General features: G+C 68.4%; 14 protein-coding genes. 7 read left to right on the top strand and 7 right to left on the bottom strand.

Annotated features, from left to right (window positions below):
- Positions 1–43 precede the first annotated feature (43 nt).
- The 3 genes from N1032_RS08000 (at position 44) to N1032_RS08010 (ending at position 3,307) form a co-directional block, all read left to right on the top strand.
- Positions 44–406 carry a hypothetical protein gene (locus N1032_RS08000; RefSeq protein ID WP_259538497.1) on the top strand — a complete coding sequence of 121 codons (363 nt, stop codon included), beginning with the start codon at positions 44–46 and terminating at the stop codon, positions 404–406.
- A 56-nt stretch (positions 407–462) separates the two neighbouring features.
- A complete protein-coding gene (locus N1032_RS08005; protein ID WP_259538683.1) occupies positions 463–1,833 on the top strand; it encodes an MFS transporter in 1,371 nt (456 codons plus the stop codon).
- A 70-nt stretch (positions 1,834–1,903) separates the two neighbouring features.
- Positions 1,904–3,307: an LssY C-terminal domain-containing protein gene (locus N1032_RS08010; protein ID WP_259538498.1), complete on the top strand. Its 1,404-nt coding sequence runs from the start codon at positions 1,904–1,906 to the stop codon at positions 3,305–3,307.
- Here the strand turns inward: N1032_RS08010 and N1032_RS08015 are convergent.
- The 3 genes from N1032_RS08015 to N1032_RS08025 form a co-directional block, all read right to left on the bottom strand.
- On the bottom strand, positions 3,282–3,656 hold the full coding sequence (locus tag N1032_RS08015) for a hypothetical protein (protein WP_259538499.1): 375 nt from the start codon (positions 3,654–3,656) through the stop codon (positions 3,282–3,284). The genes N1032_RS08010 and N1032_RS08015 overlap by 26 nt on opposite strands.
- Positions 3,657–3,765: 109 nt before the next feature.
- A complete protein-coding gene (locus tag N1032_RS08020; protein ID WP_259538501.1) occupies positions 3,766–4,746 on the bottom strand; it encodes a diacylglycerol/lipid kinase family protein in 981 nt (326 codons plus the stop codon).
- 119 nt (positions 4,747–4,865) lie between these two features.
- Positions 4,866–5,735 carry a hypothetical protein gene (locus N1032_RS08025; RefSeq protein ID WP_259538502.1) on the bottom strand — a complete coding sequence of 290 codons (870 nt, stop codon included), beginning with the start codon at positions 5,733–5,735 and terminating at the stop codon, positions 4,866–4,868.
- A gap of 77 nt (positions 5,736–5,812) precedes the next feature.
- Here N1032_RS08025 and N1032_RS08030 point away from each other — a divergent pair, with 77 nt between their 5' ends.
- The gene (locus N1032_RS08030) at positions 5,813–6,394 is read left to right on the top strand and encodes a dihydrofolate reductase family protein (RefSeq protein WP_259538503.1); all 582 of its coding nucleotides are present in this window, start codon (positions 5,813–5,815) and stop codon (positions 6,392–6,394) included.
- Positions 6,395–6,407: 13 nt separating this feature from the next.
- Here N1032_RS08030 and N1032_RS08035 read toward each other — a convergent pair whose 3' ends face one another.
- On the bottom strand, positions 6,408–7,049 hold the full coding sequence (locus tag N1032_RS08035) for a hypothetical protein (protein WP_259538504.1): 642 nt from the start codon (positions 7,047–7,049) through the stop codon (positions 6,408–6,410).
- Between the two features lie 74 nt (positions 7,050–7,123).
- Complete coding sequence (locus N1032_RS08040; protein WP_259538505.1) at positions 7,124–7,540, bottom strand: hypothetical protein; 417 nt, start codon at positions 7,538–7,540, stop codon at positions 7,124–7,126.
- A gap of 76 nt (positions 7,541–7,616) precedes the next feature.
- On the opposite strand from N1032_RS08040, the gene N1032_RS08045 reads away from it, so the two are divergent.
- Positions 7,617–8,282: a TetR/AcrR family transcriptional regulator gene (locus tag N1032_RS08045; protein ID WP_259538506.1), complete on the top strand. Its 666-nt coding sequence runs from the start codon at positions 7,617–7,619 to the stop codon at positions 8,280–8,282.
- 27 nt (positions 8,283–8,309) lie between these two features.
- Here the strand turns inward: N1032_RS08045 and N1032_RS08050 are convergent, their stop codons facing one another.
- Positions 8,310–8,438 (bottom strand): hypothetical protein, encoded by a 129-nt coding sequence (locus N1032_RS08050; protein WP_259538507.1) that lies wholly within the window; start codon positions 8,436–8,438, stop codon positions 8,310–8,312.
- Between N1032_RS08050 and N1032_RS08055 the strand changes: the two genes are divergently transcribed.
- Positions 8,432–9,994, top strand: coding sequence for an MDR family MFS transporter (locus N1032_RS08055; RefSeq protein ID WP_259538508.1), 1,563 nt, complete (start codon positions 8,432–8,434; stop codon positions 9,992–9,994). The genes N1032_RS08050 and N1032_RS08055 overlap by 7 nt on opposite strands.
- Positions 9,995–10,045: 51 nt before the next feature.
- On the opposite strand, the gene N1032_RS08060 is transcribed toward N1032_RS08055, so the two are convergent.
- Complete coding sequence (locus N1032_RS08060; protein WP_259538509.1) at positions 10,046–10,744, bottom strand: HAD family hydrolase; 699 nt, start codon at positions 10,742–10,744, stop codon at positions 10,046–10,048.
- A gap of 58 nt (positions 10,745–10,802) precedes the next feature.
- Between N1032_RS08060 and N1032_RS08065 the strand changes: the two genes are divergently transcribed.
- Complete coding sequence (locus N1032_RS08065) at positions 10,803–13,073, top strand: cell wall-binding repeat-containing protein (protein WP_259538510.1); 2,271 nt, start codon at positions 10,803–10,805, stop codon at positions 13,071–13,073.
- Positions 13,074–13,282: the final 209 nt, after the last annotated feature.

Below are 13,282 nucleotides of genomic sequence, written 5' to 3' on the forward strand. Positions count from 1 at the left end.
CGCACCACCGCCCACGCCGCGCCCCGCGGGGTACCATCGACCAATGGCCATCGTGACCCTCGAACGCCCCGCGAAGCACACCGTCGTGCGCTCGTTCGCCGGCCACCTGGATGCCGCTCCCGACGCCGTCTTCGCCGCTCTCGCGCGTCGGCTCGGCGGCCTCACGGGCGACGAGGGCCAGTCACTCGTCGACGAGCCCAGCCGTACGGTGATCGTGCAGGGCGAGTGGTGGTACCGCGCCGAATACCGCGTGCGGCCCGAACCGGATGCCGCGACCGGCACCCTCGTCGAACACGAGATCGTGAACGTCGCCTCCACTGCCCACTGGGCCGGCCCCATCGCCGGGCGCGCCGTCATCCGCTCGGCTCCCGCCGACTTCCAGGCCCTGCTGACGGAGCTCGCGTGAGCGTCGCCGACGGCGTCGGGTTCTGGTCGAAGCGCGGCCCCATCCTCATCGCTCTCATGGTCACGACCGGGCTGGTCGCGATCGACGCGACCATCCTGGCCACCGCGGTGCCCTCGATCGTCGCCGACCTCGGCGGTTTCTCGGCCTTCCCGTGGCTGTTCTCGATCTACCTGCTCGCGCAGGCGGTGTCGGTGCCGATCTATGCCAAGCTCTCCGACACGGTGGGGCGAAAGCCCATCATCCTGATCGGCGTCGGGCTCTTCCTGCTCGGGTCGGTGCTCTGCGGGTTCGCCTGGAGCATGCCGGCGTTGATCGCGTTCCGGGCCATCCAAGGTCTCGGGGCCGGCGCCGTGCAGCCGATGGCCATCACCATCGCCGGCGACATCTACACCGTCGCCGAGCGCGCGAAGACCCAGGGCTACCTCGCGAGCGTGTGGGCCATCTCGTCGGTCGTCGGCCCGACTCTCGGCGGCGTGTTCTCGGAGTTCGTGTCGTGGCGCGGGATCATCTTCGTCAACGTGCCGCTGTGCATCCTGTCGGGCTGGATGCTGATCACCCGCTTCCACGAGAAGATCGAGAAGCGCGAGCACACCATCGACTACGCCGGCGCCATCCTGCTCACCGTGGGTATGAGCTCCATCATCCTGGGGCTGCTCGAGGGCGGTCAGGCCTGGGCCTGGAACGCGCCCGAGAGCATCGGCGCCTTCGTGCTCGGCGGCGCCGCGCTCGTCGCGTTCGTGTTCGTCGAGAAGCGGGCGGCGGAGCCCATCCTGCCGCTCTGGGTGTTCTCGCGCCGTCTGCTCATCACCACCACCGTGCTCGCGCTCGGCGTGGGTGCCATGCTGATCGGGCTCACGTCGTATGTGCCCACCTATCTCGAAGGGTCGATCGGCGTCTCGCCGCTCATCTCAGGGCTCGCGCTGGCCGCCCTCACCATCGGCTGGCCGGTCTCGGCGTCGCTGTCGGGCCGCATCTACACCCGCATCGGCTTCCGGTCGACGGTGCTCATCGGCGTGGTGCTGGCGGTGATCGGCTCGATCGCGCTGGCGCTCGTCTCGGCGACCCCGTCGGTGGTGGCCGTGGCCGTCGTGTGCTTCGTCATCGGCCTGGGCTTCGGCTTCATCAACGCTCCGGGCATCATCGCGGCGCAGTCCAGCGTGCCCTGGCACGAACGCGGGGTGGTGACCGGCACCAACCTGTTCGCGCGGTCGATCGGCAGCGCGGTGGGGGTCGCGGTGTTCGGGGCGATCGCGAACGGCATCCTCGATCAGGCGCCCGGGGGTGAGCTCGACCCCGACGCGATCATCGCGGCATCCGGAGCCGTGTTCACCGCGGTGGCGATCTGCGCGGCTCTCACCATCGCGGCCGGCCTGCTGATGCCCCGGTCGCGGGTCGAAGACGTCGAGCTGGCGCCCGCGCAGAACTGATCGGCGCACCACCCGTGCCGAGCCGACCGGATGCCTCGCCCGCACCCGGGGTGAGCGATATCTTGGCTCTATGCCCGACACGCTGACGCAGGCGACCAGCACGCCGAGCGGTGTGCCCGTGCGACGCCGCCGGCGCTTCTCGATCAACGCCGTGCTCGACAACCTGTTCTTCATCGTGGCGGGTGTGGCCTCGGTCTGGCTGGCCTACCTCGTGCTCACCGAGGGCTTCGTGTCGGGGTGGGCGCAGGTGTGGTTCTACCTCGTGTTCTGGGTGCTCGTGGCCTACATCGCGCTTCCCCGGCTGCACCGCATCCTCACCAACATCTACGTGCCCAACTACTTCATCGGCCGCACCCGCACGAGCGACGGACTGCTCGGCGACCCGGTGAACCTCGGCCTGCTCGGGTCGGAGGAGCAGGTGCACACCGCGATGGCGGCCGCCGGATGGACCAGGGCCGACGACCTGACGCTTCGCAGCGCCAGCCGCATCGTGATGTCGACCGTGCTGCGGCGCAGCTACAACGAGGCCCCGGTGAGCCCGCTGATGCTGTTCGGCCGCAACCAGGACTTCGCCTACCAGCAAGAGGTCAAGGGCAACCCGGCGAAGCGCCATCACGTGCGGTTCTGGCGCTGCCCCGACGGCTGGCTGCTGCCCGGAGGCCATCACACCGACTGGCTCGCGGCCGGCACCTACGATCGCGCGGTCGGCTTCTCGCTGTTCACCCTGCAAATCACGCACAAGATCGACGAGAACACCGACGTCGAGCGCGACCACATCGTGCAGACGGTGCAGGATGCCGACCCCGCGGTCTCGGTGAGGGTTCTGAAGGACTTCGCCACGGGCTATCACTCCCGCAACGGCGGCGGCGACGCGATCATCACCGACGGCGACCTGCCGATCATCGACCTGAAGGCCGTGACGCCGTCACCGGCGGCGGTGGCCGAGACCGCCGTTCCCGTGCCGACCCCGCACACGTCGGGCGACACGGAGCCCCTGCCGCAGAAGACGGTGCGACGCCCGGTGCAGACCACCTTCGGCGCGGTCGTCGTGCTGTTGCGCGCCCTGACGCCGGTGCTCATCATCCTGCTGGTCGTGTTCGACTGGGGCGGAGCGCGCGACGCGATGACGCTCGACCTCGGCGCCGACGTGCCCGACGCCATCGATCTGCGCGACACGGCCCTGTGGGCGATCATCGTCGTCACCGCGGTGTTCGGCATCGCCGAGCTGCTGTTCGGCGTCTACGTGTTCATCGGCAGCAACGTCGCCCGCATCGCGGTGCTGACCTTCAGCGTCGTGAACATCGTCATCGCCGCGGTGCAGCACTTCGCCGGCGGCCTGCCGATCACGCTCGGCACCAACCTGATCGGGGTGTCGCTCGACATCCTGATCCTGATCGCTCTCTCGAGCAGCCGTGCGCGCGACTACGCGCGTCGGCCCCGGCAGAAGGCTACGCGGCGATCGCCGCGAGGCTGAGGCCGGTCACCGAGAGGGCGACGACCGCCGACGCGAGGGCGACGTTCGAGAGCAGGGTCACCGGCATCCGGTGCCTGGGGATGCCCTGCACGACCGCGGACATGGCGCGGGGCCGGTCGCTGAAGGCGCCGAGCGGCTCGCCCGTGGCGTTCGTGGCGAGGAAGTGGCCGGCGCTGTACTCGACCATTCCCGCGTACTCACCCGCGCGCGACGCGACCCAGAGCTTCGCCTCGGGCGAGGCCCAGGTGACGGCCGGAGCGACCGGTGCGCGCGATGCCCCGGATCCTCCGGATGCTGCGGAGGCTCCCGATCGATCGACGACCGGACCGAGATTGCTGAGCAGCGCCATCGACGTGCCTTCCGTGCAGACGTGAAATGGTTAGTGGTGACTAACTGTTAGACAGACTAGCGAAATTCACGACCCGTCGAGGGGGCTTGCGCCGGTTCGTTCCGGGATGCTAGGCGGCGACCTCGTCGGCGGGCATGCGCACGATCAGGGCTCCCGGGTCGACCCAGGTCTTCACCGCGATCGCCGTGCCGAAACCGTCGCCGTCGAGCTCGATCTCTTCGGGCCGGCTCAGCCGCATGACGAGCTCTTTGCCCTTGAGGTAGTTGAGTGCGCGCACCTCTTTGTCGGTGCCCATCAGGCGTCGGCCGACCGCCGTGCGGCGCAGCACGCCGTTCTCCCAGAAGATCTTGGCCATGATCTGCACCCAGCCCACGAACCCCTCGGGCCGCAGCAGCACGATGTCGAACTCGCCGTCGTCGACCGCGGCATCCGGCAGCAGCAGGATGTTCGCGGGCAACGACCCGCAGTTGCCGATCATGATGGTGTGCGCCCGCACCGAGCGGTTGCCGGCGCCGTCGAGGTTGTAGCGGATGCGCAGCTGGTTCTTGTCGCGCAGCACCTGAGCGATGGCCTTCACGTAGGCCAGCCAGCCGACCTTCGCCTTGAGGTCGTCGTCGGTCGCGGCGAGCATCTTGGCGTCGAGCCCGAGTCCGGCCATGACGAGGTAGGCGTGCTGGGTCACGGAGTCGTCGCCGTGCCGGATGCGGATGAGCCCGAGGTCGATCTTGCGGTCGGCGCCCCGGAACGCGGTCTGCAGCGAGTTCTCGACGTCGTCGAGCGTGAGGTCGAGATTGCGGGCGAGCAGGTTGCCGGTGCCCGACGGCAGCAGCGCGAGCGGCACGCCCGAGTCGTGCAGCGCCTCGGCGACCGCGCGCACGGTTCCGTCGCCGCCGGCCGCGATCACCAGGTCGGCGCCCTGCTCGAGGGCCTGCTTGGTCTGACCCTGGCCGGGGTCGTCGGCGGTGGTCTCGATCCAGATCGTCTCGCCCCAGCCCGCGGCAGCCTCTTCGGCGGCGACCGCGGAACGCAGCGCGTCGAGGTCGACCTTGATCGGGTTGTAGACGAGGGCTGCGACACGAGGCGAGTTCATGATCGCGACGGTATCAGGATGCGCCAGGCCGCGCGCGCGACGGTGGCCGTAGCGGCTTGCGCCCGCGGAGCGGTCAGAGCTCGGGAAGCGGCGCGGTCGGAGCTCGGGCAGCGGCGCGGTCAGAGCTCGGGGAAGTCGGAGCCGTAGAGCGCCCGCAGGTAGGCCGTCGCGGCATCGAGATCGCCGTCCATGTAGGCGCTCACCGCCCCCCGCCCGCTCGACGCGGCCCGTTCGAGCGGGAACTGCGCCTCGATCGCCCGCGCGAGCGAGGCCGCGGCCCGCACGCTCTGGGTCTGCGACGGGCTCGTGAGGTCGGGCAGGGGCGAGAGCGCGTCGTCGGCGAGCCGCTCCCAGAGCCAGCACTGGTCCCAGAGCAGGCTGAACGACGACTGCTGCAGCGCCTGGCGGATGGCCGCCGTCTCGAGGTAGTACGACGAGATGCCCACGTCCTGACGGTGCTTCCACACCAGCATCAGCCTGATCAGGGCGCGCACCGACCCGTCGTCGTCGATGCGCGACAGCAGCACGGTGCGCGCACCGGCGCGGTGCCGAACCCATCGGCGGGCGACATCCGGAACCCAGAGCAGATCGGAACCACCGAGCGACGACCCGGCCTCGGCCGCCGCCTCGTAGGCCGGGATCAGACGGATGCCGGGAGCCCCCAGCTGCTCCACCAGCACCGATTCGGCACTCGCGCTCACGAGCGCGGCCGGCGCACCGGCCGCCGCCGCGCGCAGCACGTCGATCGAACGCGCGACCGATTTCGGCTTGGCTCCCCGAAGCACGACGAAGACGTCGAAGTGGCTCGATTCGCGCACCGCGGTGCCGTGGGCGAACGATCCGGTGTCGACTACGCGCAGCACCGCCGCATCCTCCATCAGCTCGTTCGCGACACGATCCCTGAGCTGCTGGGCACGCTCGACGTCGCCCGCGGTCGGGCGCACGTGTTCGGCGAATGCGTGAAAAGCCTCGGCGATGACATCGGGCACGGCGTCCTCCCGATTCCGAATGTACTCCGCGGCAGGGTCGACCAGAATGGGCGAAGAGAACGGGAGGATGACCGGTCATGGCCCGATTGATCTACAGCGCCATCACGTCGCTCGACGGTTTCACCGAAGACGCGCACGGCGACTTCGACTGGAGCGCGCCCGACCCCGAGGTGCACGCGTTCGTCAACGACGCCGAGCGCCGGGTGGGCACCTACCTCTACGGCCGCCGCATGTTCGAGACCATGCGGTTCTGGCAGAGCGTCGAGACCTCGCCCACGGCTCCCCCGTCGCCTGACGTGCCGCCCGAAGCGGTCGATTACGCGACCGTGTGGCAGGCCGCCGACAAGGTGGTCTTCTCGGCCTCGCTCCGCCCCGACGAGGTGACCACCCCGCGCACGACACTCAAGCGGGCTTTCGACGTCGCTGCGGTGCGGCAGCGAAAAGACGAGGCAACGGCCGACCTGTCGATCGGCGGACCCACCATCGCGGCGGCGGCTCTTCGCGCCGGGCTGGTCGACGAACTGCAGCTCTATCTCAACCCGGTGGTGGTGGGTGCCGGCAAGGCGGCGCTGCCCGCCAGGCTGCACGTCGACCTGCGGCTCGTCGACGAGCACCGGTTCTCGAACGGGGTGGTCTTCGTGCGCTACGCGGTGGGGTGACGACCCCCGCTTCTCAGCGCCCGCGCTTCGGGTGCGCGGAGTACCGCTGGTCGGCCAGCTCCCAGAGATCGAACTCGCGCAAGCGCCGCATCCGCTCGTCGCGGTCGCGCAGGTAGTCGTCGTCGACCACGACGCGCGACACCCGTTCCACGTCGTCGAGCCGGTTCGCCAGCTCACGACTGATCTCTCCCCAGGCCTTCTGCCGGGCATCTTCGATCAGGGCGTCGACCCATTCCGGGTCGTCGGACGCCTCGCGGATGCCCCGCGCCACATCGCGATAGACGTGCAGCCGCGCGTCGAGCAGGTCGACGTCGCGCGACTTGTAGTCGTGCTCGTGCCGGGCCGCACCCCGTGACCCCTCGGCCTCTTCGATCACCTCTTCGGCGTGCGCCTCGTTCTGCGCCTGCTCGGCAACGACGGCGTCGACCGCGTCGCGCACGAAGGCGGCCGCCCGATCGCGCGTGAACCGCTCGTCGTCGCGCAGGGCCGACACGATCAGGCGGTTCTTCAGATCCATCACGGCCGAGAATCGCGCGATGAGCATGCCATCGGCGACCGCCGCTTCGAGGTCGTCGGCCGAGAGCGCGGGAGCGTCGTCGACGGGCTTGCCCGACGCGAGCCACCGAGGTGCCCGCTCACGCCGCCGCCAGCCCATGTGCCGCCCTCCTCGACTCCCAGGATAAGCGCCACCCCGTTCGACACGCAGGCCCGATCGGCGATCTGTGGAAATCACGCGCAGATGTGCTGCGAGATCCAATCCGGGGTGTCGGCGAGGGCGAGGCGACCGGATGTCACGAGCCGAGCGAACTCGATCGCCTCGTCGCTCAGGCGCCCGTCGGCGGAGTCGGGCGCGTCGCGCCCGACGTGCACCGAGGCCCACCGTGCGAGCCGGGGACCCACTCGGGCGGCCACCGCGACGATGCCGGCGAAATGCCGGGCCTGCCCGCGGGTGCGGTCGTCGAACTCGGCGGCGAAGCCGCGGCCGGTGAGGCGGTTGCGGCCTCCGCTCGCCGCGTCGAGCATCCAGAGCGGCCCGAGCCGCACCCCGCCCGCGGCGCTGCCGAGTTCCACCAGAAAGCGGCGTGGTGACGGGTGGGCTGCCGCGAGCTCGTCGGCCAGGGCACACAGGCGGGCGCAGGCATCCATCGTTCGAGCGTATCCCGATCGTCGAGCGCCGAACTTTCGCGTTGAGAAAAGTTTCGTTGTGTGAAAGTATTTGGTCATGCCCGCCACCCGTCTCGCCCCCGACCCCGCGGTCGCCGCGCGCGACGACGAGCATCCGGGCCTGCGCGAGCGCAAGAAGCGCGAAACCGCGCGCGCGATCGAGGTGGCCGCCGTCGAGCTCGCCGCGGAGCATCCGTTGACCGAGATCACCATCGAGGCCATCAGCGCACGGGCCGACGTCACCAGCCGCACCTTCTTCAACTACTACGCGAGCAAAGAGGATGCGGTGCTCGGCCTGTCGAAGGCGTTCGGGCCGCCGCTCGTGCGGCCCATCGACTACGTTCCCGGGCAGCCGGTGCTCGACACCGTGATCGCCTCGGTGCGCGACGAGTTCGCCTCGATCGACTTCGGCACGCCCGAGCTGCAGGCGAAGCGGCGTGCCGTGGTGGTCGAGAACCCGTCGCTGCTGGTGCGCGACTTCCAGACCATGGGCGACATCGAAGAGAGCGTGGCCGTGCAGGTGATGCGGCTGCTCACCGAGGAGTGCCGGGTGCCCGAGGCCTCGCGCGAGTCGCACGCCTGGGCGATCGTCGTGCTGGTCGGGTCGGTCATCCGCCTCGCGACCCGCACCTGGAGCCAGGAGACCCGTCACCGCCGGCCCATCACCGACCACATCGACGACGCCCGCGATCTCGTGATCGCGGCGGCACGACTCCGCACCTGACCGCACGCCCCCGCGCCTGCCCCCGCTTCACCGCTCGCGCTGACTCGCTCCCCGCTTCACGGCTCCCCGCTCCACCGGCTTCTCGCTCCACCCGCTCCACCACTGCCCGTCAACTCCCCCGGCTTCACCCGACACCCCGAGGAACAACCATGTCAACCACCCCCGACGTCAACGAGACCGTCGAGAAGGCACCGCCCGAGCTGAGCCAGCGTCGTGTCGGCCTGATCTTCGCCGCCCTGATGGTGGCGATGCTGCTGTCGGCGCTCGACCAGACCATCCTCGGCACCGCGCTGCCGACCATCGTCGGCGAGCTCGACGGTGTGAACCACATGCTCTGGGTGGCGACGGCCTACATCCTGGCGTCGACCATCGTGATGCCGGTCTACGGCAAGCTCGGCGACCTGATGGGCCGCAAGTCGTTGTTCGTCATCGCGCTGTCGATCTTCGTGTTCGGCTCGATCGTGGGCGGGTTCGCCAACTCGATGGAGTGGCTCATCGCCGGCCGCGCCGTGCAGGGCCTCGGTGGCGGTGGGCTGATGATCCTCTCGCAGGCGATCATCGCCGACGTCATCCCGGCGCGGGAGCGCGGCAAGTACATGGGCTTCATCGGCGTGGTCTTCGGCCTCTCGTCGGTCGCCGGCCCGCTGCTCGGCGGTCTCTTCACCGACGTGCTCAGCTGGCGACTCGCCTTCTGGATCAACGTGCCGCTCGGCATCGCGGCCATCATCGCCGCGGTCGTCTTCATCCGGCTGCCGAAGATCGTGAACGCCGAACGCCCGAAGATCGACGTGGCGGGCATGATCACGCTCGCGATCGCGGCATCCGGTCTCGTGCTCACCGCGTCGTGGGGCGGCACCGAATACGACTGGAACTCCCCCGTCATCATCGGCCTGATCGTCGTCACCGTGCTCGCCGCGTTCGCGTTCGTGATGGTGGAGCGCAAGAGCGCCGAGCCGGTCATCCCGCTGTCGCTGTTCCGCAACCGCAACTTCACCCTCACCACCCTCGGCGGGCTCGCCATCGGCATCTCGATGTTCGGCGCGATCGGCTACATGCCGACCTTCCTGCAGATCGTGAACAGCGTGAACGCCACCGTGTCGGGCTTCATGCTGCTGCCGATGCTCGGCGGTCTGCTGGTGACCGCCATCGGTGGCGGGTTCCTGGTGACGAAGACCGGGCGCTACAAGTGGATGCCGATCGTGGGCTCGCTCGTGATCGCCGCCGCCCTGGTGCTGTTCTCGACCATGCGGTCGGACACCCCGTTGCCGCTCATCTTGTTCTACCTGACCATCCTCGGGCTCGGCATCGGCCTCGCGATGCAGGTGCTCGTGCTGATCGTGCAGAACTCGGTGCCCCACAGCCAGGTGGGCACCGCGACCGCGGGCAACAACTTCTTCCGTGAGATCGGAGCTTCGCTCGGCTCGGCGATCGTCGGTGGCCTCTTCGTGGCACGCCTGACCGATCAGCTCCAGGACTCGGCGGCGTCGGCCGGTGCGGCCGCCGGAGCGGTGCCACTCGACACCAATGCGCTCACGCCCGCCGCGATCAACGCGCTGCCGGCCGAGTTGCACCAGATGATCGTCGACGCCTATGCCAACGCGTTGAGCCCGGTCTACCTGTTCCTCGTGCCGCTCATGCTCGTGGCCGCGCTGCTGCTGTGCTTCGTGAAGGAGATCCCACTGGCCACCACGACGGTGCAGCCCGAGGGCTGATCGGGCGTGGGCTGATCGGGCGAGCGGTGGTCGCGCGAGGCGTCGGGATACTCAGCGCCTGTCGAACGGAAAGCCCTCGAGCATCGCGGTGACGTCGTCGTAGACGGCGAACGCGCCGGCGTCGCGGAGTTCCGCCTCGCCGGTGCCGCCGCTGCGGAGGCCCACGGTCGCGACTCCGGCCTTGCCGGCGGCGACGGCGTCCCAGGTGGCGTCGCCCACCATGAGCGCTGACGCGGCATCCGTCTTCGCCTTCTCGAGGGCAACGGCGATGATGTCGGGTTCGGGTTTGGCCGTCTCGACGTCGTCGGCGTTCGTGACCGCGAAGAGCAGATTGTCGATGTCGAGCACGCGCCGCAGTTCGTCGAGCTCTTCTTCGGGAGCGGATGTCGCGAGCACCACGCGCAGGCCGCTCTCGTGCGCCCGCCGAATGATGGCCTGGGCGCCGTCGAACCGCCGCAGGCGCGGCCACAGCTTCTTGTAGTTGCTGCTGTGCAGTTCGGAGGCGTCGTCTCCGACGGCCTCGGCGCGGTCACCGAGCAGGGTCTCGAGCAGCTTCTGCGAGTCGAGCCCGATCGCCCGATGGATGCGCCAGGTGTCGACCGGTTCGCCCACCTGTTCGAAGGCGCGTGCCCACGCGTCGACGTGCAGATAGTTCGAGTCGACCAGTGTGCCGTCGACATCGAACAGCACCGCCTCGATCGCCGCGGTCGGCTTTCGGGCGGCGGGTGCGGTGTCGTCGGGTGCGCTCATCCTCTAAGCCAACCACCGTTTCTTCACGATGAGACATTACTGAGGTATGCTCACCTGCATGTCTCAGCCGAAATTATTCCGTTCGAACGTGGCGTCGATCGCTACGGCCGTCGGTCTCACGCTCTCGATCCTCCTCGCTGCGGGGGCGACCGCTGCCGACGCGGCGCCACCCGCGGGTGGCGAGACCCAGCTCGTGAGTGTGTCCCGAGCCAGCACGGGGGCCGATGCGAACGCGCAGGATGCCTCCATCTCGGCTGATGGCCGGTACGTCGCATTCTCCTCCGCGGCGACGAACCTCGCCTCGACGGTGACGAATGGGCGGAAGCAGATCTTCGTTCGAGACCTCGAATCAGGCACGACCACGTTGATCACTCAGAACATGGGTGTTGCGGGCGACGGCGACTCGACGAGCCCGTCGATTTCGGCCGATGGAAGCGTCGTGGCGTATCTATCGAGTGCGAAGAACCTCGCGGGAAGCGCTCGAACGGGCTTTCAGCAGGCGCTAGTGTGGTCGCGCGCGACGAACTCGTCGGTATTGGCGAGCGCCACCAGCGACGTCGTGCCCGGCTCCGCCAACGCCGATGTCGGCGAAGTGACGCTTTCCGATGACGGTTCCACAGTTGCGTTTAGTACCACCGCGAATAACTTGACAACCGACGCCAACCCAACTGGTTGGCGTGAAATCTTCGTACGGGTCTTAGCGTCGGGCATCACGACACTCGCTAGCTTCGGCTCGTCGGGTCCCGCAGACGACACGTCCGGTCACCCGGCTCTATCCGGTGACGGACATGTCGTGGTGTTCTCCAGCGCCGCGACACTCGCAGATGTCTGGAGCAACGGGAGCGATCAGATCTATCGTCGCGACCTCGCCGCGAACTCCATCCAGATGATCAGCAAGAATCGTTCGAAAGCGGCCGGAGGCGGGGGTTCGTCGCTCAACGCGGATGTCTCGAGTGATGGAAACGTAGTTGTCTTCTTCAGCGCAGCATTCGACCTGACGGACACGCCCACCGTGAGTCACGGCATCTACTGGCACGATGTTCGAGACGGACTGACACGGATCGGATGTCCCGACTATGTGACTGGCGGAATTGCAATCGGTGGGTACAACAGTCCGTCGATTTCTTCAGATGGCTCGTCGATCACCTTCTTGTCGTCCGCCAAGCGATTGACGCGGGAAGGGGCAGGCGATGGAGTGGTTCTGCAGGCCTACGTGAACGACTTGAAGACGGGAGTCATCCGCTTGGCCAGCCGATCTACCGGCTTCAGCGATGACGCGGAGGACGCGGTCTCTCAGCCCTCCGTCTCGGGTAACGGGCGAATGGTCGCGTTCTCATCCAGGGCAACAAACCTGGTTCCCGGTGCCGGACCGTTCTCGCAGGTGTACGTACGCAGCATGAACGAAGATCCGGGAGTCGAGCGTGTCGGGGGCACCGATAGGTTCGCGGTGTCGGCGGGAGTTTCTGGCGGAACCTTCGGGGCGAATGTTCCCGTGACTTATGTCGCGTCCGGGGAGACCTTCGCCGACGCGCTATCCGGGTCGGCAGCGGCCGGTGCGAAGCATGCGCCAGTGCTACTCGTGACTAGGAATTCCATACCGGGGCCGGTCAGTGATGAGCTTCGACGCCTGACGCCGAAGAAGATCGTCGTGCTCGGAGGGGTGAACACGATCGACCCGTCGGTCGAGCGCGCGCTGGCGGCCTTCAGCCCATCCGTCACCCGCATATCGGGCGCAGATCGTTTCGCGCTCTCGGCGGCCGTCTCCGCTGCGACTTTCGGCGAGGCAGGGGCGTCCGTTCCGATCGCTTATGTGGCATCGGGCGCGGTCTTTCCCGATGCGTTGTCCGGCTCGGCGGCGGCGGGATATCTGGGCGGTCCGGTCTTGCTCGCCACGAAAGAAGGGGTGTCGACACGGGTTTTCGCCGAGTTGGGACGTCTGAGACCTGCGTCCATCGTGGTGCTCGGCGGGGTCAACACCCTCAGCGATTCCGTCGTCGAGACCCTGTCGAGCATCGCTCCCACATCGCGCATTGCCGGCGCGGATCGGTTCGCGGTCTCCGCGGGTATCTCGGCAGCGACCTTCCCCACGGGAACGATCGCGGCATACGTCGCATCCGGCGCCGTGTTCCCTGACGCCCTCTCGGGATCCGCCGCCGCCATCAGACGCGGCGGACCGGTGCTCCTCGTCACAGCCGACCGTATTCCCGACCCGATCAAGGCCGAACTGGCCCGGCTCAAGCCCACCAGAATCATCGTGCTCGGCGGCACAGCCACCGTGTCTGAAGCCGTCCTCAACGACCTCAAGACCTACGCGGTGCCGATTTCGTGACGTGAGACCGGGGTGTGAGTGGCGCCCCGGTCGTCACGATCCAGTGACGCCCGACGTCTGCGATTGATCGCCCGTCGGCTGCAGAAGTGTGCCGCCACGGCGAGGGTGGGATCGGTCGGGTTCAAGCACACGATCGAACTAAGAGCCTGCTGACTCGGGTCTCGCTGACCCGTGTCCCGCTGACCCTGTGCCCCGCTGTCTCAGGGTCC

Origin of the sequence: Herbiconiux daphne (assembly GCF_024979295.1) — a bacterium.
GTDB classification, from domain to species: Bacteria; Actinomycetota; Actinomycetes; order Actinomycetales; family Microbacteriaceae; genus Herbiconiux; species Herbiconiux daphnes.